Annotated in this window: 16 protein-coding genes; 7 read left to right on the forward strand and 9 right to left on the reverse strand. The window is 72.4% G+C overall.

The window, feature by feature from the left end; genetic code table 11:
• Positions 1-208 precede the first annotated feature (208 nt).
• Both MNZ27_RS19770 and MNZ27_RS19775 read right to left on the reverse strand, forming a co-directional pair.
• Positions 209-691, reverse strand: coding sequence for a methylglyoxal synthase (locus MNZ27_RS19770; protein ID WP_242395806.1), 483 nt, complete (start codon positions 689-691; stop codon positions 209-211).
• 79 nt (positions 692-770) lie between these two features.
• A complete protein-coding gene (locus MNZ27_RS19775; protein WP_242395807.1) occupies positions 771-1,991 on the reverse strand; it encodes a TonB C-terminal domain-containing protein in 1,221 nt (406 codons plus the stop codon).
• Positions 1,992-2,160: 169 nt separating this feature from the next.
• Between MNZ27_RS19775 and MNZ27_RS19780 the strand changes: the two genes are divergently transcribed.
• Entirely contained in the window at positions 2,161-4,092 is a 1,932-nt protein-coding gene (locus tag MNZ27_RS19780; protein WP_242395808.1) for a biosynthetic peptidoglycan transglycosylase, read from the forward strand.
• Positions 4,093-4,111: 19 nt separating this feature from the next.
• Here the strand turns inward: MNZ27_RS19780 and MNZ27_RS19785 are convergent, their stop codons facing one another.
• The 5 genes from MNZ27_RS19785 to MNZ27_RS19805 form a co-directional block, all read right to left on the reverse strand.
• Positions 4,112-5,248 (reverse strand): heparan-alpha-glucosaminide N-acetyltransferase domain-containing protein, encoded by a 1,137-nt coding sequence (locus MNZ27_RS19785; RefSeq protein ID WP_242395809.1) that lies wholly within the window; start codon positions 5,246-5,248, stop codon positions 4,112-4,114.
• Positions 5,249-5,309: 61 nt separating this feature from the next.
• Positions 5,310-5,531 (reverse strand): translation initiation factor IF-1, encoded by a 222-nt coding sequence (infA, locus tag MNZ27_RS19790; protein WP_242395810.1) that lies wholly within the window; start codon positions 5,529-5,531, stop codon positions 5,310-5,312.
• Positions 5,532-5,632: 101 nt separating this feature from the next.
• Positions 5,633-5,833, reverse strand: a complete 201-nt coding sequence (locus MNZ27_RS19795; RefSeq protein WP_242395811.1) for a cold-shock protein — start codon at positions 5,831-5,833, stop codon at positions 5,633-5,635.
• 188 nt (positions 5,834-6,021) lie between these two features.
• A complete protein-coding gene (locus tag MNZ27_RS19800; protein ID WP_242395812.1) occupies positions 6,022-6,465 on the reverse strand; it encodes a tetratricopeptide repeat protein in 444 nt (147 codons plus the stop codon).
• 9 nt (positions 6,466-6,474) lie between these two features.
• Positions 6,475-7,401, reverse strand: a complete 927-nt coding sequence (locus MNZ27_RS19805; protein WP_242395813.1) for a hypothetical protein — start codon at positions 7,399-7,401, stop codon at positions 6,475-6,477.
• A gap of 190 nt (positions 7,402-7,591) precedes the next feature.
• Here MNZ27_RS19805 and ruvX point away from each other — a divergent pair, with 190 nt between their 5' ends.
• The 6 genes from ruvX (at position 7,592) to MNZ27_RS19835 (ending at position 15,360) form a co-directional block, all read left to right on the forward strand.
• Positions 7,592-8,008: a Holliday junction resolvase RuvX gene (ruvX, locus tag MNZ27_RS19810; protein ID WP_242395814.1), complete on the forward strand. Its 417-nt coding sequence runs from the start codon at positions 7,592-7,594 to the stop codon at positions 8,006-8,008.
• A 5-nt stretch (positions 8,009-8,013) separates the two neighbouring features.
• On the forward strand, positions 8,014-9,039 hold the full coding sequence (gene mltG / locus MNZ27_RS19815) for an endolytic transglycosylase MltG (protein ID WP_408629703.1): 1,026 nt from the start codon (positions 8,014-8,016) through the stop codon (positions 9,037-9,039).
• A gap of 192 nt (positions 9,040-9,231) precedes the next feature.
• On the forward strand, positions 9,232-11,304 hold the full coding sequence (locus MNZ27_RS19820; RefSeq protein WP_242395816.1) for a PrkA family serine protein kinase: 2,073 nt from the start codon (positions 9,232-9,234) through the stop codon (positions 11,302-11,304).
• Positions 11,305-11,350: 46 nt separating this feature from the next.
• Positions 11,351-12,457 (forward strand): DUF444 family protein, encoded by a 1,107-nt coding sequence (locus MNZ27_RS19825; RefSeq protein ID WP_242395817.1) that lies wholly within the window; start codon positions 11,351-11,353, stop codon positions 12,455-12,457.
• 28 nt (positions 12,458-12,485) lie between these two features.
• A complete protein-coding gene (locus MNZ27_RS19830; RefSeq protein WP_242395818.1) occupies positions 12,486-13,988 on the forward strand; it encodes a SpoVR family protein in 1,503 nt (500 codons plus the stop codon).
• A 70-nt stretch (positions 13,989-14,058) separates the two neighbouring features.
• Complete coding sequence (locus tag MNZ27_RS19835; RefSeq protein WP_242395819.1) at positions 14,059-15,360, forward strand: M23 family metallopeptidase; 1,302 nt, start codon at positions 14,059-14,061, stop codon at positions 15,358-15,360.
• Positions 15,361-15,382: 22 nt separating this feature from the next.
• On the opposite strand, the gene MNZ27_RS19840 is transcribed toward MNZ27_RS19835, so the two are convergent.
• Both MNZ27_RS19840 and MNZ27_RS19845 read right to left on the reverse strand, forming a co-directional pair.
• Positions 15,383-17,845 carry an ATP-binding protein gene (locus tag MNZ27_RS19840; RefSeq protein WP_242395820.1) on the reverse strand — a complete coding sequence of 821 codons (2,463 nt, stop codon included), beginning with the start codon at positions 17,843-17,845 and terminating at the stop codon, positions 15,383-15,385.
• A 166-nt stretch (positions 17,846-18,011) separates the two neighbouring features.
• On the reverse strand, positions 18,012-18,447 hold a 436-nt coding region (locus tag MNZ27_RS19845), incomplete at its 5' end, for a DbpA RNA binding domain-containing protein (RefSeq protein WP_242395821.1).

Below are 18,447 nucleotides of genomic sequence, written 5' to 3' on the forward strand. Positions count from 1 at the left end.
CAGCGGGGAGGGGCCCCACCGCAGGTGGGGAGGGGCAGCGCCCCTCCCCGCGGGACAGCGCGCGCCAGCGCGCGTGGGCCCCGCGTAGCCAGGGGTGGGGCCCCGGCGAGCTTCGCTCGACGGGGCGGGGGCGCAGCCCCCGTGTAACCTGGCTAAACGAGGGCGCGAGGCGCGACACCGAAGGTGTTCGCGAATCGCGAACCCTCGTTTAGCCGGTGCGCGCGGTGCGCGCGGCGATGAAGGCGTCTCGCGCGCGCGTGTGATCCTCGACGATCCGGGCGTAGTGGCCGTGGAAGAGGGGCGACGCGACCAGGAAGTCCGCCGTCGCGCGGTTGCACGCGGTCGGGATGTTGTAGAGGACGGCGATCCGGAGGAGCGCCTTCACGTCCGGATCGTGCGGCTGCGGCTCGAGGGGATCCCAGAAGAAGACGAGGACGTTGAGCGCGCCCTCGGCGATCTTGGCGCCGACCTGCTGATCGCCGCCGAGCGGCCCGCTCTTGAAGCACGTCACGGCGAGCCCCGCCTCGCGCTCGACCAGCGCCCCGGTCGTGCCCGTCGCGAACAGCTTGTGCGCCCGCAGCACGGGGCGGTTGTACTTCACCCACTCCAGCAGGTCCTGCTTCCGCTTGTCGTGGGCGATGAGGACGATGTTCTTCGCCCCGTCCATCTCGATGCGATTCGTCATTTCCATGAGGGCTGGATCCTGCACGTCTTGGGCCGAGCTCGAAGTGAACGTCTCGTGACGAAACGGCCGGCCGATCCGGGGCGGCTCACTCGGGGTATGGGCGTTGCCCCGCCGACGGCGGCAGCACCACCTGCACGCGCGACGCGTGGCGCGACTCGAGCGTGTAATAGAAAGTGAGGCGGATCTCACCGTTTTCGACGAGGCCGCCCGGTGGGTTCGGGAACGGCGCGGCGGCGTGGACGGCGCGGACGATCTCGTCGTCGAGGAAGCCGAGCCCGCTCTGCGCGAACACCTTCACGAGCCGGAGCGCTCCGTCCGGCGTCAGCACGAGCTGGATCCCCGTGGTCCGATCGCGCTGGGGGAACATCGTGCCGTTCGGATCGCGCGCGAGGTACGCGCGGTTCGGATCCCACTCGCGGTAGACGGCGAGCCCGACGCGGTTGATGAAGGTGGCGTACTTGAAGGAGCGCGTGTTGAGCGCGGTGGCGTCGCCCTCGGCCACGTCCTCGAGCCGATCCGGCGACGGCCCGCCCGCGATCCGGGCGAGGCTCTGCGGGTCGGGCAGCAGCCGGGCGTCGAGCCGCCCCGACCGCCGCGCGCCGCCGCCGTCCGGCGCGCCGGGCGCCCCGGGCACCTGAAGCGAGGCGCCGCTGCCCGGCACCTGCTGGCGATCCTCGCGTGGCGCGAGCCGCGGCTCGCCCGCGCCCGGCGCGTCGGCGTGCGGCGCGAGGGCGAGCCGCTCCTGCGCGGGCTGCCTGGGCATGGCCGGCCGCTCGGCCCCCGTCCCGCCCTTCGGGCCTTCCTTGCCCGCCCTGGCCTCCGCGGCCTGTCCGCCGTCGCCCTTCTGCTCGGCCGGTCGGGGCGGCTTCTTCGCGCCGTCGGAGGGCGCAGGCAGCGTGTTCTCGTAGGCCCGCTTCCCGGCGAAGCGCGAGCGCGTCTCCTTCTCGACCGTGTTGTCACGGTCGGAGAGGTACCGCGCGTCCTTCGGCGGCCGGTTGTCCTTCGAGGGCGCGACGTCCACGAGCTGGCCGGGTGGACGGCGCTCCTCGGGCGGCTTGCGCTCCTCAGGCGGCGGCGTGGGGGCCGACGGCGGGCGCACCTGGACCGCGGAGGACGGCGGCCGCACGGCGGAGGCGGCCCCGCCGACGGCCCGGTTCGCCGCCCACTGCGCGGCGGAGAGCGGCGCGAGCGCCACCGGCGTCTCGCGGTGCGGCCGGGGGAGCTCGAACGCACCGGAGCGCAGCAACCCCCACAGGAGGAGCGCGTTCAGCGCGAGCGACGCCGCGACCGCGGCGGCGGCGCGCACTCCGCGTCTATCGGTCACCCTCCGGCGCCGCAGGCTGGGTCCGAGGAACGCCATCCGCCGGGGATGTTAACAGCCGGCGCAGCGGTTTCATCCCTTCGAGCGCCCGGTCCCTCCCGCGGAGACGCTGTTGACCCCACTGGTGCCGGGCCGGTAAACAGCGCGCGGTACGATGCCACTCGCTTCCCCTACCCCCGGGCTGGTGACGCGCCGCCTCCTCGGCCGGATCGTGGTGGTGCTGATCGGCGGGGTGGCCGTGCTCTACCTCGGCGCCCTGGTGATCGCCTCGCGGCCCGCCTTCAAGGCGGCGCTCCGCGACCGGATCGAGCACCTCCTCCGGAGCCGCCTCGGCGAGGTCCGGGTGGGGCCGGAGGTCGAGATCGACCCGCTCTTCCGGGTGAGCTTCGGCCCCGTCACCATCCCTGGGACCCGGCGGGCGGATCCACCCGTGGTCCGCGTCGCGCGCGTCCACGTCCGCCCGCGGCTCGCGGCGCTGCTCGCCTTTCGCGCAGAGCCTGCCTCGGTCTCGCTCCAGGACGTGCGGATCGAGGCCGGGCGGAGCGGCCGCGCCCTCGTCGAGCTCGCCGAGCGGCTCCCCGCCCGCTCGCCGCGCCACGCCGTCCCCGGCGCGCCGGAGCGCCCCCCGCCCGAGGCGGCGCGGGAGGAGCACGACGACCCGGTGCTCACGACGAGCGACCTCCGGCTCCACCTCACGGTCGCCGGCCGCAGCATCGAGCTCGGGCCGCTCGCGGTGACACTCCGGCGACAGCGCCGGAGCGGTCGCGAGCGGATCGACGTGGACCTCCGCGCCGTGGGCGGCGCGCGGGGCTCCTTCTCGGCGACGCGCGAGGGCGCGCGCTGGAACGGCGAGGCGCACCTCGCCGGCCTGGGCGCCTCGGCGCTCCCCGAGGCGCTCCGGGACCTGCCGATCACCCTCGAGGCCGGCGCGCTCTCGCTCGACGTCTCCGGCGAGGCCCCGGCGGACCTCTCCCGCGCGCGCCTCCGCGGGCGCGTCGCCGGCGACGGGCTCGTGGTCCGGGGGCACCGCCTCGGCGAGGAGCCGGTCGGGCCCGTCTCCGCGTCCGCCGCGGGCGTCGTCGAGCTCGATCGCGCGGCCCGGCGCGTCGCGGTCCGCGACGGCACGCTGACCCTCCCCGGCGACGCGCGGATCGCCGTCACCGGCGAGGTCCGGCTCGGCCCGGGCATCCCCTTCACCCTGGCCGCGCGCGCGGACGGCCTGGACTTCGCGGCGTTCACCGCCGCGCTCCCGCCCTCCCTCGGCCTCCCCGAGGACGCGCCGCACCCCACCGGCACCCTCGACGCCCGGCTCGACCTCGCCGGCCCGCTCGTGGCGCCCGGCGCGTGGAGCGTGGACGCGGCGCTCGACGTCGGCCGGATGCGCGAGGCGGCGCGGCGCGCGCCGCCGGTGGCGCTCCGCGCGACGTTCGTGCACCGGCCGGAGGTCGACCACGGCAAGCAGCCGACGATCGTCGTCGGCCCCCGCTCGCCGGACTTCGTCCCGATCGGCGAGCTGCCGGTCCACGTGGTGCGCGCGGTCACCGCCAGCGAGGACGGCGGCTTCTTCGGCCACCAGGGCTTCGACTTCCAGGAGCTCCGGAACGCCTTCGCGGCGGGGGCCGAGAGGGGGCGGGTCGTCCGCGGCGGCTCCACGATCACGCAGCAGCTCGCGAAGAACCTCTACCTCTCCCGCGAGAAGACGATCGCCCGCAAGCTCCGCGAGGCCGCCGTGACCGTCGCGCTCGAGGCGACCGTCCCGAAGTCGCGGCTCCTGGAGATCTACCTGAACGTCGCCGAGTGGGGCCCCGGCATCTGGGGCATCGAGCCCGCCGCGCGCCACTGGTTCGGCAAGGACGCCCGCGCGCTCACGCCCAAGGAGGCCGCGTTCCTCGCCACGGTGATTCCCAACCCGGTGCGCTACCACGTGATGTGGAGCCGCGGCGCGCTCACCGGGTACTGGGAGCAGCGCGTGGACGAGCTGCTCCTCAAGATGCTCGAGCAGGGCGCGATCACCGACGAGGAGTTCGCGCAGGCGATCGTCGAGCCCGTGATCTTCGCGCGCCCGGAGGCGCTCGCGCAGCCCTGAGCCGCGCCGGACGAGCGGATCAGGCGACGGCGGCGGAGGAGGCGCGGGCGCGGGGCTTTCGTCGGGCCTCGAGCCGCTCCCAGCCCGCCGAGATCGCCCAGGTCACGACGACCATCGCGAGCATCCCGGTGAGGGTGGCGCGGAACGAGAGCGCCCGCCGGAGCGGCGCCCCCGCGATCCCGTGCGAGAGCGTCTCCATCAGCGCGCCGTAGGTGAGCTCGACCGAGGCGATGTACCCGACCAGCGATTGCCGGCCGAGGGTCGCGAGCCACGCGAGCGGCCGCTCGGCCGACGCCGGGACGAGCTGGAGGAGCCCGGTGAGCGCGGCGCAGATCCCGAGCCGCATCGCGAACCAGGCGGGCGAGGTGCGCCAGAAGTTCTGGTACGCGTAGAGGTCGGGGCCGTGGTCGGCGGCCCAGCCGAGCGCGAACAGCGCCGCGCCGAGGCCGAGCCACCGCAGCGGCCGGCTCTCCCCGAGCGCGAGCGGCGCGAACGCCGCGCCTGCGAGCAGGAACGCGACCCAGTTGAACAGGCTGAAGTTCGCGCGCGGCCAGCTCCCGTAGAGGTACGCGAGGAGCACGTCCACCGCGTGGTTGGGCGCGACGCGCGCGGCGGGATCGACGGCGTGGCCGGCGCGCGGCAGGTCGAAGTGCCGGAGCACGTCGGCCACCGCCGGCGTCGCGAGGACGAGCGCCAGCGCGGCGGCCCCGGCGAGGAGCGCGCCGGTCCGGCGCGGCCGGCCGATGGCGAGGGCGGCCGCGAGCGCGAGGCCGATCGCGATCACGTTGAGGATGTCGACCTTGAGGAGATCGTGCCAGCCGCCCGGCCGGCGCCACGCGCCGCCGAGGAGGAACTCGGCGAGCCGGAAGCCGTACGCGACGCCGAGGAGCCACGCCGCCCGGCGCAGCGCGCCGCTCCGCCGGTCGGCGGGCGCGACGCCCTTGCGAGCCTGCGCGGCGTCCGCGAGCGCCTGCGAGAACCCCGCCATGTACAGGAAGCCCGGCGCCGCGAACCCGCCGATCATCAGCAGCGCGGCGAACGCGCCGCCGCGAGGCGCCGCCGGCGAGAGCCAGGCGTCGAGGACGTGTACCTCGACCATGAACAGCACGGCGAGGCCGCGCTGCCAGTCGAGCCAAAGCTTGCGATGGGAAGGCACGATCGGGCGCGGCCCCAGGTCCGGCGCGCTTCCAGGGCCCCCCGGCCCCGACGCGGGCTGGCTACTTGTCGCGGTACGTGATCCGGCCGCGGGAGAGATCGTAGGGAGACAGCTCCAGCTTCACGCGGTCGCCGGGGATGATGCGGATGTGGAACTTCTTCATCTTCCCGGACGCGTACGCGAGGACCGTCGGGCCTTGATCGACCTTCACGCGGTACATGCCACCGGCGAGCGCCTCCTCGACGGTGCCCTGTACCTCGATGCCAGCTTCCTTCTCGCTCATCGGACCTTTCTGCGGCGCCCGCCATCGGCGAGCGGGCACCTCTATAAGCGCGAGCGGCCTCGGTCGCCCGAGGCCGCTCGTCGTTCAGCCGACCGAGGCTACTACCCCTTGCGGACGTTCGCCGCCTGGAGACCCTTGGGCCCCTGCGTGACCTCGAACTCCACCCGCTCGCCCTCCTTGAGGGTGCGGAAGCCATCCATCTGGATGGCCGTGTGGTGGACGAAGACGTCCTCCCCGCCCTCCTGGGAGATGAAACCGTAGCCCTTCGCGTCGTTGAACCACTTCACGGTGCCGTTCGCCATCGCTTCACGCTTCCTTTTGAGTCCCGGGACGGGCCGACCGCCGGCCCGCGGAGCCGTGGGGCACGGACCCTCGGCTCGGTCGCGAAATATCCCCGATACGAACCAGAAGCGTCAAGCGACGACGCGCCAGAATTGCGCGCGATGATGTGGACTTCGCCGGTCTGGCACACCCACCGTGCACGGCGCCTTCACGGAGGGAGCGCGCCGAGGAGCGCCCGCGCGCGATCCCCCACCTCGCCGTCATTCGAGAGCGCCTCCAGGATCGTCCGCGCCTCCGCCCGGTCGTCCGGGTAAGGGAGGAGCGCCTCCGCCCGCCCGAGGCGGATCCACGGATCCTCGGGCGCGAGCGTCGCCGCGACCTCCGCGCAGAAGCGCGCCGCCAGCGCCTGGCCGAGCTTCCGGTGCGCCGCCGAGAGCAGCGCCCAGGCGCCCGCGTCATGGGCGTTGGTGACGACCAGCCCCTCGAGGATCGCGCGCGCGACGTCGGCGCGCCCCGCCTCGAGCTCCGCCTCGGCGAGGCAGGCGATCGCGTCGCCGACCTCCTGGGTCATCCCCTGCTGCTCGGCCAGCGTGGGGGGCTCGCTCGCGGCACCCTCGCGCGGCTCCCTCGCGTCCGTCGTCTCGATGTCCACTGGAGCCTCCTATCGGACGTTGTTGATCGCGTTCATCCGCATGTCGTGCTGCGCCCGCATGAGATTGGACACGAGCGTCATCATCTCCTTCTGCTTCTCGTAGAGCCGCTGGAGCTCCATGAGCTGCATCTGCTCGTTCTTCGCCGTGCCGCTCGACGAGGCGCTGCTCGCCTTCGAGGCGCCGCTGCCGCTCGACGACGCGCCGCTCGCCTTGGCGCTCCCGCTCCCCGAGCCGGCGTCGAGGTCGAGGTGCTCCGCCACGCCGATGAGCGCGGTCGCGACGTCCGGGCCGGCCTTCAGGAGTACCGGCGCGAGCTGCGGCGCCCCGAGGGCGGTCGCCGCCGCGGAGAGCACGGGGCCGCTCACGGACTTGACCAGCCCCTGCACCGTCTTGTTCTTGAGGAGGTCGAGCGAGAGCGCGGCGCCCGGGAACGCCGCCTTGACGACCTTCCCGAGCAGCCCGCCGAAGAGCCCCTTCTTCTTCGAGGCGCTGGACGACGAGGACAAGGTCCCGCTCGCCGGCGCGCCGCCCCCGAGCTCCTTCATCTTCTGCTCGAGCTGGGCGTCGTACTTCGACGACATGTACGCCATGAAGCGGAACAGCTTGTCGTCGGTGGACAGCTTCGCGTCGGACAGGAACGCCAGGTCCTTGCTCGTCGCGGTCGTCGTCGCGCTCGTCTTCGAGGCGTAGCCGGCGCTGCTCGCGGTCCGCGTCCGCGTGGAGCGGCGGCTCGAGGACGTCGAGCCCGTCTTCTTCGAGCTGGACGTGGAGAGCGCGGCGCTCCTCCGGGCGTGGATCGAGGCGACGAGGACGCCGACGCGCGAGGAGCGCGCCGCGGCGGCGTGCCGGGCGGCGACGGCGGGTTGATCGCCGAGGGCGTGGTCGAGCGCGGCGAGGCCGGCACCGGCCGGGGACGAGGCGGTCGCGGAGATCATGTTCGGGATCCTTTCGGTTCGGCGGGCGCTGGCGCCCGCGGGTTCGCCCAGCGTGGAGCGCGGGACGTGCCACCGGCTCGCCCCCGGATCCCGCGGGGTTGCCCGCACCCGGGGGTCCACGGCGCCGCCGCTCCGTCCGCGCCACGGCCGGTTTGACGCGCCGGCGGTCGGCGCCCTAGATTCCCTGCGCATGCGGACCCTCGGCGTCGATCTCGGCCGCGTCCGGATCGGCCTCGCGATCGCCGACGACGTGCTCCGCACCGCGCGCGCCCTCACCACGATCACGCGCCGCGGCGAGGCGCGGGACCTCGCCGCCATCACCGACCTCGCCCTTGACTACGAGGTGACCCGGGCGGTCCTCGGCCTCCCCCTCAACATGGACGGGAGCGAGGGCCCCTCCGCCCGGCTCGCGCGCGCCTTCGCGCCGAAGCTCTCCGCCGCGCTGGGCGTCCCGGTGGAGCTGTTCGACGAGCGGCTCTCCTCGTTCGAGGCGGAGAGCCGCTTGCGCGAGCAGGGCATTTCGTCGAAGGATGCCCGCTCCATGGTGGACGCGGAGGCTGCTGCGGTGATCCTGCAAGGCTGGCTGGACGGGAGCGCGGCGCGATGAGGCGGTTGGCGCTCGCTCTCGGGGTCCTCGTGGCCGTCGCCGCCGGCGCGGCGTTCGTCGCCTGGCGGACGCTCACCGTCTTCCGGACGACGCCGTACGGGGACGTGGAGGAGAAGGTGGTCGTCGTCCCGCCCGGCGCCTCGGCCCGCGCGGTGGTGCGCCTCCTCGCACACTCGGGGGCCCTCGCCGACGAGCGCCATGCGTGGGCCTACGTCCGGTGGCTGAAGCGCGACCACCGGGCGTTCCGCGCCGGCGAGTACGCGTTCCAGGGTCCGCTCACGCCGGACCAGGTGCTCGATCGGGTCTACCTGGGCCAGGTGAGGCTCCACCGCTTCACGGTGCCCGAGGGGCTCCGCGTGGACGAGATCGCCGAGATCGTCCAGCGGAGCGGGCTCGCCCCGGCCGGCGCGTTCCTCGCCGTGGCGCGCGATCCCGCCGTCGCGCGGGCGCTGGGCGTCCCCTTCTCCACCCTCGAGGGCTTCCTCTTCCCCGACACCTACTCGTTTCCCCGCGGCGTGTCGGCGCGCGCCGTCGCCGAGGCGATGGTCGATCGCTTCAAGGCGGAGTACGCCCGCGCCGACGCCGCGCGGAGCCCGGGCGTGTCCTTCACCATGGGCGAGGCGGCGACGTTCGCGTCCATCGTCGAGAAGGAGACCGGGCGGCCGGAGGAGCGGCCCCGGATCGCCTGCGTGTTCCGCAACCGCCTCCGGATCGGGATGCGGCTCCAGACCGATCCCACCGTCATGTACGCGACCCTGCTGCGCACGGGGCGCTGGTCCAGGAACATCACGCGCGCCGACCTGCACGCGGCGCACCCGTACAACACGTACACGTCGTCCGGCCTCCCGCCCGGCCCCATCGCCAACGCGGGCGCGGCCGCGCTGCGCGCCGCCCTCGCGCCCGCCGACTGCGCCGACCTCTACTTCGTCTCGCGGAACGACGGCACGCACGTGTTCTGCCCGGACCTCACCTGCCACCAGGCGGCGGTCCGCACCTGGCAGATCGACTTCTTCCGGCACGCCGCGCGCTGACGCGCGACGGCGCCAGGGAGGTCGCCTCCCCTGCCACGCGCGGGGCCCGAGCGGGCCCGCCAGGAGAGCGCTCGCCCTCCCGAACGGGTCCGCGCGGCATCGCCCTGCCCCTCTCTGCAGCACGCTCCTCCGCTCCTTATGCTCGTAGGGTCGGCCGGCGAGGTCGGCCGCGCGCCAGCACGAGGGAAGGACATGCGAGAGCCTCGAGAGATCACGTCGTCGAGCTGGGTGACGAAGATCGCCAACCTCCAGGATCGCGAGGGTTACTCCGAGCAACACTGGGAAGGGTCGTTCGAGGACTACCTCGCGATCGTCCGCCAGAACCCGAAGGTCACGCGGACCGCGTTCCAGCGCGTCTACGACATGATCCTGTCGCACGGGAAGACCGAGTACATCGACAACAAGAAGAAGCTCATCCGGTACGACTTCTTCACGGACCCGGACTTCGGCGGGAAGGACGCGATCTACGGCCTCGACGTCGCGCTCATGAAGCTGGTGAACATCTTCAAGAGCGCCGCGCAGGGCTACGGCACCGAGAAGCGCGTCATCCTCCTGCACGGCCCGGTGGGCTCCTCCAAGTCCACCATCGCGCGGCTGCTCAAGAAGGGGCTCGAGGCGTACTCGAAGACCGCGGACGGCGCGCTCTACACCTACGTCTGGGACGTCGAGCGGACCAACCTGGACGGGCAGAAGCGGCGCGAGGTGATGCCCTGCCCGATGCACGAGGAGCCGCTGCACCTCGTCCCGCACGAGTGGCGCGCGAAGGTGTACGCGGAGCTGGCGCCCTCGGACACCGGCTACGCCATCCCGGACACGGGCGACCTCTGCCCGGCGTGCCGCTACGTCTACAAGGAGCTGATGACCGAGTACCGCGGCGACTGGGAGCGGGTCGTCCAGCACGTGAAGGTCCGGCGCCTGATCCTCTCGGAGAAGGACCGGGTGGGCGTCGGCACCTTCCAGCCGAAGGACGAGAAGAACCAGGACTCGACCGAGCTCACGGGCGACATCAACTACCGGAAGATCGCCGAGTACGGCTCCGACTCGGACCCGCGCGCGTTCAACTTCGACGGTGAGTTCAACATCGCGAACCGCGGCATCATCGAGTTCGTCGAGATCCTGAAGCTCGACGTGGCCTTCCTCTACGACCTCCTCGGCGCGACGCAGGAGCACAAGATCAAGCCGAAGAAGTTCCCGCAGACCGACATCGACGAGGTCATCATCGGGCACACCAACGAGCCCGAGTACAAGAAGCTCCAGTCGAACGAGTTCATGGAGGCGCTGCGGGACCGCACCGTGAAGATCGACATCCCGTACATCTCTCGCCTCGACGAGGAGGTGAAGATCTACGAGCGCGACTACAACAGCCACAAGATCCGCGGCAAGCACATCGCCCCGCACACGCTGGAGATGGCCGCGATGTGGGGCGTGCTGACCCGGCTCGAGGAGCCGAAGAAGCACAACCTCACGCTCCTCCAGAAGCTGAAGCTCTACAACGGCAAGTCGCTGCCGAACTTCACCGAGGACAACATCAAGGAGCTCCGCAAGGAGGCGCACCGCGAGGGCATGGAGGGCATCAGCCCGCGGTACGTGCAGGACAAGATCTCGAACGCGCTCGTCTCCGACAAGGGCGACGGGTGCGTGAACCCGTTCATGGTCATGAACGAGCTCGAGGCCGGCCTGCGCCAGCACTCCCTCATCTCCTCGGAGGACCAGCGGAAGCGCTTCCGCGAGCTCCTCACCGACGTGAAGCGCGAGTACGAGGACGTCGTGAAGAACGAGGTCCAGCGCGCGATCAGCGCCGACGAGGACGCGATCACCAAGCTCTGCGCGAACTACATCGACAACATCAAGGCGTACACCCAGCGCGAGAAGGTCCGGAACAAGTACACCGGCCAGTACGAGGAGCCCGACGAGCGCCTGATGCGCTCCATCGAGGAGAAGATCGACATCGCGGAGAGCCGGAAGGACGACTTCCGCCGCGAGATCATGAACTACATCGGCGCGCTGGCGATCGAGGGCAAGACCTTCAACTACCGGACGAACGAGCGGCTGCACAAGGCGCTCGAGCTGAAGCTCTTCGAGGACCAGAAGGACTCGATCAAGCTCAAGAACCTGGTCGCGTCGGTGGTCGATCGCGAGACGCAGGAGAAGATCGACGTCGTGAAGCAGCGGCTCATCAAGAACTACGGCTACTGCGAGGTCTGCTCGACGGACGTCCTGAACTTCGTCGCGTCCATCTTCGCCCGCGGGGACGCGAAGGACTGACGGGGGCGTCCCGAATCGCGAGGAGCCGCGGGAGGTCCGGTCCGACATGTCGCTCAAGATCAAGCAGGACCACGCCCGCTTCCGCGACATCGTGCGCGGCCGGATCAAGCGCAACCTCAAGAAGTACATCCAGAAGGGAGAGATGGTCGGGAAGAAGGGGAAGGACTTCATCACCATCCCGGTCCCGACCATCGACATCCCGCACTTCCGGTTCGGCGAGCGCTCCCAGGGCGGCGTCGGCCAGGGCGACGGCGACGCCGGCGATCCGCTCTCCCCCGCCGACGGGCAGGCCGGGAGCGGCCAGGCCGGCCGGGGCGAGGGCCAGCACCTGCTCGAGGTGGACGTCTCGCTCGAGGAGCTCGCCGACATCCTCGGCGAGGAGCTGGAGCTGCCGCGGATCGTGCCGAAGGGCAAGGACCGCATCATCGCGACGCGGCTCCGGTACACCGGCATCTCCCCGTCCGGCCCCGAGTCCCTCCGCCACTTCAAGCGGACCTACAAGCAGGCCCTCCGGCGGCAGATCGCGAGCGGGTCGTACAACCCGCGCCGGCCGGTGATCGTCCCGGTCCGCGAGGACCGCCGGTACCGCACCTGGAAGCAGGTGCCGCTGCCGGAGACCAACGCGGTCGTCATCTACATGATGGACGTGTCGGGCTCCATGGGGGACGAGCAGAAGGAGATCGTCCGGATCGAGTCCTTCTGGATCGATACCTGGCTGCGGAAGCACTACAAGGGGCTCGAGGCCCGCTACATCATCCACGACGCCGTGGCCCGCGAGGTGGACCGGGAGACCTTCTTCCACACCCGCGAGTCGGGCGGCACGATGATCTCCTCGGCGTACAAGCTCGCCGTGGACCTCATCGAGTCCGAGTACGCCCCCACCGCCTGGAACATCTACCCGTTCCACTTCTCGGACGGCGACAACTGGAGCGCCGACGACACCCGCCTCTGCGTGGACATCCTGCAGACGCGGATCCTCCCCGCGGTGAACCTCTTCTGCTACGGGCAGGTCGAGAGCCCGTACGGCTCGGGCCAGTTCGTGAAGGACCTGAAGGAGAGCATCGGGGCGCGCGAGAACGTGGCGCTCTCGGAGATCGCCGACAAGGACGCGATCTACCCGTCGATCAAGACCTTCCTGGGCTCGGGCCGGTAGGCGCCGGCGAGGCGCCCGAGGACGGACGATGGACAAGCACACCCAGCTGCCCGCCCGGCTGTACGACATCCGCAAGCGCGTCGAGGGCTTCGCGCGCGAGTACGGGCTCGACTTCTTCGACACGATCTTCGAGGTCCTCGGCTTCGACGAGATCAACATGGTCGCCGCGTACGGCGGGTTCCCGAACCGGTACCCGCACTGGCGGTTCGGGATGGAGTACGAGCGGCTCTCGAAGGGCTACGAGTACGGGCTGTCGAAGATCTACGAGATGGTCATCAACAACGACCCCTCGTACGCGTACCTCCTCGAGTCGAACATGGACGTGGACCAGAAGCTCGTGATGGCCCACGTCTTCGGCCACGTGGACTTCTTCAAGAACAACTTCATGTTCCGGCACACGAACCGGAAGATGATGGACGCGATGGCGAACCACGCCACCCGCGTGCGCCGCTACCAGGACAAGCTCGGGGTGGAGATGGTCGAGGACTTCATCGATCGGACCCTCTCCCTCGAGAACCTCATCGACTACCAGTCACCGTACGTGAAGCGCCGCCCGGACCGCGCCGCGGCCGACGCCGAGGCCGAGGACGCCCGCCAGGTGGCCAAGGGGTTCGAGACCGAGCGCGAGTACATGCGCACGTACATCAACCCGCCGGCGTTCCTCGAGGCGCAGCAGCGGCGGCTCGACGAGGAGGCGGCGCGGAAGAAGAAGTTCCCGGAGCGCCCCGAGCGCGACGTGCTCCTCTTCCTCCTCGAGAACGCGCCGCTCGAGCGGTGGGAGCACGACGTCCTCTCGATCATCCGCGAGGAGGCGTACTACTTCGCCCCGCAGGGCCAGACCAAGATCATGAACGAGGGCTGGGCGACCTACTGGCACTCGAAGATCATGACGGAGAAGGCGCTCGACGCGTCGGAGATCATCGACTACGCCGACCACCACTCCGGCACGCTCGCGACCCACCCCGGCCAGCTCAACCCCTACAAGCTCGGCGTCGAGCTCTGGCGCGACGTCGAGGACCGCTGGAACAAGGGGCGCTTCGGCAAGGAGTACGACGACTGCGACTCGTTCGAGGAGCGCAGGCGGTGGGACAAGAAGCTCGGCCTCGGGCGGCAGAAGATCTTCGAGGTGAGGAAGCACTGCAACGACGTCACCTTCATCGACGAGTTCCTCTCCCTCGAGTTCTGCCTCGATCAGAAGCTCTTCACCTTCGGCTACAACGAGAAGCACCAGCGCTGGGAGATCATGGAGCGCGAGTTCAAGAAGGTGAAGGAGAAGCTCCTCCACATGCTGACCAACTTCGGCCAGCCGCTGATCGCGGTCGAGGACGGCAACTTCGAGAACCGCGGGGAGCTGTACCTCGTGCACAAGCACGACGGCGTGGATCTCAAGCTCGACTACGCCCGCGACACGCTCCGGAACGTGCAGTCGCTCTGGCGGCGCCCGGTCAACCTCCACTCGAAGGTGGAGGGGCGGGGCATGCTGTTCCGGTACGACGGGAAGGAGCACACGGATCGGCGCGCGGAGCTGTAGCCCGTGTGGTCCGCGGTATGCGGATGGAGCTTGGTTTCTGCGCCGCACCTGCTAGATTGTGGCGCTCCAGATGCATCACCGCCCTCACCACGACGACGACCTCCCCCCCCGCCGACACGCGCCCGCGCTCCTCGCCGGGCTCGGCCTCCTCGCGATCCTCGGCGTCGCCCTCGCGGGCGCCGCCGGCCGGATCCGCGCCACCCTGGTGCCCGACCAGCCCTCGAGCGTGCCCTTCGCGCCGACGCCGGCCGACGCGCCGGCGCTGAGGCCGGGGCCGACGACCGAGCGGTTCAGCGCCGTCACCGTCCGCCTCGGGCGCAACCAGACCCTGGCGCAGGCGCTGGTGAAGCTCGATCTGCCGCTCCCGGAGGTGAAGGCGGTCGTCGCGTCGCTCAAGGGCCTCTTCCCGTTCCACCGCGCGCGCCCCGGCGACCAGCTCCGGATCGAGCGGCGGGAGGGCGATCCCACCCTGCAGCGGTTCAGCTACCGCCAGGGCGCCGCCGACGAGTGGATCGTGGAGCGGCTGCCGGACGGCACCCTCCGCGGGACGAAGCGCCCGGTGGCCCTCACCACGCAGCTCGCGCGCGTCGCGGTGGACGTCCAGGGCTCGCTGTGGGCGTCCCTCGAGCGGATCGGCGAGGCGCCGGAGCTCGCCGTGCTCGCCTCGGACGTGCTGGCCTGGGACGTCGACTTCTACCAGGACGTCCGCGCCGGGGACTCGATGCGGATGGTGGTCGAGAAGGTCTACGCGGACGGGAAGCTGCTGCGCTACGGCGACGTGCTCGCGGCGGAGTACACCGGCACGGCGACGGGCCGGAAGCGGCTGTTCCGGTGGACCGACCCGCAGGGGCAGACGGGCTACTACGACGACGACGGCAACAGCGCGCGGCGCGGCTTCCTCAAGTCTCCCCTCAAGTTCGCGCAGATCACCTCGGGGTTCGGGAACCGGAACCACCCGCTGCTCGGCTACATGCGCGCGCACGAGGGCGTGGACTACGGCGCGCCCGTCGGCACGCCGGTCTGGGCGGTCGGCGAGGCGCGCGTCGAGCGGGCGGGCTGGTTCGGCGGCTGCGGGAAGGCGGTCGTCCTGAAGCACCGCAACGGGCTCGAGACCGTCTACTGCCACCTCTCGGCGGTCGCGGTGTCGGCCGGGAAGAACGTCTCGCAGAAGCAGATCATCGGCTACACCGGCTCGACCGGCCTCTCGACGGGGCCCCACCTCCACTACGGCGTCAAGCAGAACGGGCACTACGTGAACCCGCTCCGCCTGCAGGTCCCGCGCGACGCGCCGGTGCCGGCGAGGTGGTTGCCGGGGTTCCGCGAGAAGGTCGCGCCGATCAGGGCGCAGCTCGAAGCCGAGAGCGTGAGCTGAGGCGAGAGAGCGCCTCTCCGGGTCAGCCGCGCGGGCCCAGCACCTGGGCGAGCGCGGCGCGCAGCGCGTCGAGCTTGAGCGGCTTCGCCAAGCACGGCGCGGCCCCGCGCTCGATGGCGCGGCGGGCCTCCGCGGTGAAGGCGCCCGCGGTCATGTAGATCACCCGTCCGGCGAGCCCCGGATCGAGCCGCACCGCCTCGCGCTCGAGCTCGAGCCCGGTCAGGTCCGGCATCACGAGATCCGTCAGGAGCGCGTCGAAGCGCGCGCCCTGCTCCAGCAGCCGGAGCGCCAGCCGAGGCGACGGCACCGCGGTCACGTCGTGCTCGGCGGCGAGCGCGCGCTCGAGCGAGGACCCCACGAGCCGCTCGTCGTCCACCACGAGGATCCGGCTGCGCCGCGGCCGGACGACCAGCGCGTGCGGCGTCGGCGAAGGCGCCTCGACCGGCGCCACCGGCAGCACCACCCGGAACGTGCTCCCCGCGCCGGGCTGGCTCCTCACCTCGATCGTGCCCCCGAGCCCGTCGAGGATGGTCCGGCAGATGCTGAGGCCGAGCCCCGTGCCGGCGGTGGCCGGCTTCGTCGTGAAGAACGGCTCGAAGATGCGCGGCAGCACGTGCGACGGGATGCCGTCGCCGGTGTCGCTCACCTCGACCGCGACGCGGCCGCCGGGGACCGCGCGCGCGGAGATCCGGATGACGTTCGCCTCCACGTCGCCCTCCCGGATCGCCTGCGCCGCGTTCACGAGCAGGTTCACGAACACCTGGCCGAGGCGCGCCGGGTTGCCGGCCACCGGCGGGAGCGGCGGCAGGTCGCGCTCCAGCCGGGCCCGGTGGCGAATCTCGTTCCACGCCATCCCGATGCAGGAGCGGAGGACGGCGTCGAGGTCGGCCGGGCCCCGATCCTCGCCGTCGTGCGGGCGGGCGAAGGTGCGCAGGTCGTCGATGATGAGGCGGAGCCGCTCGGCCCCGTCGATCGACTCCCGGAGCGCCTCGCGGATCTCCGGCGCCTCGCCCGGGCCGAGCCGCTCCGGGACGGCGCGGGCGAGGAACTCGAGGTTCGAGGCGACGTAGGCGAGCGGCGTGGTGAGCTCGTGCGCGACGCCGGCCGCGAGGGTGCCCACCGACACCAGCCGGTCGGCGAGGGCGAGCCGCGCCTGCACCTCGCGCCGCTCGGTGACGTCGCGCAGCACGACCAGCGACAGGTCGGGGAGGATGCGCGGCACGAGATCCCACTCCACGGCGCGCGTCCCGCTCGGCGTCGTCACGGCAGCCGGCTGCTGCAGGCGCGCGCCGGCGCGCGCCGCGAGGTCCACCTCCGTGCGGACCACCTCCCCCGGCCGGCGCCCCTGGAGCGCCTCGAACGACGCGCCGAGGATCCGCTCGGCCGCGGGGTTCACCTCGACGCAGCGCCCCTCCTCGTCCACGATCGCCATGCCGTCGCGGGCGTGCTCGAACACGGCGCGCGACAGCCGCTCCCGTCCCCGGAGCGCCTCCTGCGCGGCCCGCGCGTCGATGCTCGTCGCGACGACGTTCGCGACCGTCTCGAGGAAGTGGCTCTCGGCGGGCTCGAAGTGACGAGGGGCTCGCCCGGCCACGAGCAGGACGCCGTGCACCCGCTCCTGGCCGCGCACCGGGACCGCGAGCGCGCTCGCCGCGCCCGCGGCGGCGAGGAGCGGATCCGCGAGCCGCCCGTCGCGCGCGACGTCGGAGGAGTGCTCCGGCGCGCCGCCGGCGCGGACCAGCCCCGCGAGCGTCATCACCAGCGGCACCGCCCGCCCACGGGCGTCGCGAGGCAGCCCGGACCCGGCGCGCACCTCGAGCCCGCCCGAGCCCGCCTCGAGGTACGCCCCCACCTCGAGCTCGAGGGCGGCCGGCGCGAGCGCGGCGGCCGCGTCGAGGACGTCCGAGACCTGCGGGAGGCCGAGCGCGAGCTGGGAGATCCGGGCCAGCGCCGCGGCCTGGCGCAGCTCGGCGTCGAGGCGCCGCTCCCCGCCGGCGCCGCCGGACGGGGGCCGCCGCGCGTCGCGCCAGCGGGCGATGATGAACCGCGGCGCCTCGCGCGGCCAGGCCCTCGCGCTGAACTCCAGCCGCCGCTCGCCCCCGTCCGCGCCGTGGATCCGGACCTCGATGGGGATCCCGTCGTCCAGCGGGGTGGACCGGGCGCTCGCGAGCGCGGGGACGTCCTCCTCCTTCACGAACGACCACGCGTTCTTCCCGATCACCTCGGCGGCGCGGTAACCCGTCAACCGCTCGACGGCGTCGTTCATGAAGAGGATGTCGCCCGCCGGGGAGAGGACGCCGACCATGTCCTCCGTCATCCCGGCCACCGCGGCGTGCAGCCCGTCGGCGAGGTCGGACCTCGGACCCTGCAGCTCCGGGGGCGTCCCCTCGCCCGGGCGCAACCCGCCCGCCAGCTCGAGCTCGGCGATCCGTCGATGGAGCGTCGCCAGCTCCTGCAGCAGCTCGGGGGTGGTCGTCAGGGCCATTTCCGCTCCGTGTCGGGGAGCCGATCCTACCGGGCCGAACGGCCGGTGGGGGGCCCCACGCACGGCGGAAACGAGAAAAAAGAGCGCCCGGACGGACGCTGGGTCCGTACCGGGCGGAGGTTCGCCAGGATCCGTCGGACGAGAATGACGTCCGGGCGGTTACCGGCTAGCGGTGGCGGCGGCGGCGCGCGCGCTCGGCGGCGAGCTTCTTGCCGCCCCACTCCTTGCCGTCGATCGCCGCAACGAGGGGATCGACGGCGTCGGGCGCCACCTCGACGAAGCTGTGGGTCCGCCTGAGCTCGACCACCGCGACGGCGACGTCCGGCGCGAGGGCGGCGACCGCCTCTCGCACCTTCGCCTCGTCCGCCCCGTCGGCCTCACCGAGCGTCACGAACACGCGGCCGTGGGCCGGCCGCGCGACGGGCCCCTCGAGGGACACCTCGACGGACGGCACGCCGTCGGCGACGGGGGCGATGCTCACGCCGTCCTTGGCCGCCGGTGCGTCCGGCGCGTCCGGCGCCTCCCGGCGCCGCTCGCCGCGCTCGCGACGGCGCTCGCCGTCGCGCGCGGCCCGCCCCTCGCCGCGCCCGCCGCCCTCGTGG

The sequence above is a fragment of the Anaeromyxobacter oryzisoli genome (assembly GCF_022690765.1).
GTDB classification, from domain to species: domain Bacteria; phylum Myxococcota; class Myxococcia; order Myxococcales; family Anaeromyxobacteraceae; genus Anaeromyxobacter; species Anaeromyxobacter oryzisoli.